This is a genomic window from Oleiphilus sp. HI0086 (assembly GCF_001635225.1).
This window is the reverse complement of the sequence record NZ_LWFZ01001124.1, coordinates 1-972: the sequence shown is the minus strand read 5'-3', so window position 1 is coordinate 972 and position 972 is coordinate 1. Positions and strand designations below refer to the sequence as shown.

The window sequence follows — 972 nt, the reverse complement described above, 5'->3', positions numbered from 1 at the left end:
CGAAGAAATAAAGGCTAGAATCACAGCGAGGCTTAAGGCACGGCTTGAAGAAGGCATGATAGAGGAAGTAGAAACACTCAGACAACAAGGCCTTCCCTGGGAAAGTTACACTTCTTCGGCCTTGAATATCGCTTTGTCGCACAATACTTGCAAGGTGAGCTGAGTTACAACGATATGTACCAAAAACTCAATTCAGCCATTCACGCTTTTGCAAAACAACAAAGTAAGTGGTTTAGGAATATAGAAAAGAAGGGGCAGGAAATTCATTGGATCGATAAAGGAGAGGATCTTTTCGACAAAGCCGCAGAGCACCTCGCGAAGCATCTTTAGCGAGCTTTGCTTGGCGAACTACGCTAATGCGTGCAGCTTCTTAAAGGTCACTAGCCTCAACTCGTTTAAGTCTTTTTCAAGTACTGCCAGCGTCAAACCGTGCTTAACCATGCTTTTTAACAAGCTTTTGTCTGCATATTCCAGTATATCCAATACACGCAAGGGGTGTTGCTCAGCCAAGCAGGCAATTACATCTTGCGCCTGTTTTTTCGGCAGCCGAGCTAGCAATTCGGCTGCATAGCGCTCATTCATAAAGACCGCTGTTTCACAGACATACTCAACAGACAAACCTTTTGCTATTTGAACAGCACTCTTAATGGGGAGCTTAGATGTAATTCTTGCCGCAATGGGTGGGTCGATATATTTGTTTGTAATCGCAAGCACGAGAAAGTTGGGGATATATCTAAGCGTTTGAGAGATAGACTCGAAAAAACGATCAAATCCTTTTCTTTCACGTTCGAGCACCGACTCAACCAAATCAAACACAGCTTCAAATTGTTCATCACTCATGCCAGAAATTATTTCTGGCAAGTCACTTTCACTCTGCCGTTCAAGTTGCTCTAATTGCTCCTCACGTTTTGCTACGCGTTCCATTCTAGCAACCTTATTGATCGATGAATGCTAATGGAACGAAAGCAACAA

2 protein-coding genes are annotated in these 972 nt (G+C 43.4%); one reads left to right on the top strand and one right to left on the bottom strand.

What is annotated here, in order from left to right; genetic code table 11:
* Positions 1–96: 96 nt before the first annotated feature.
* On the top strand, positions 97–330 hold the full coding sequence (locus A3756_RS28015; protein ID WP_255376524.1) for a hypothetical protein: 234 nt from the start codon (positions 97–99) through the stop codon (positions 328–330).
* A gap of 18 nt (positions 331–348) precedes the next feature.
* Here A3756_RS28015 and A3756_RS19875 read toward each other — a convergent pair whose 3' ends face one another.
* A complete protein-coding gene (locus tag A3756_RS19875) occupies positions 349–924 on the bottom strand; it encodes a hypothetical protein (protein WP_068507510.1) in 576 nt (191 codons plus the stop codon).
* Positions 925–972: the final 48 nt, after the last annotated feature.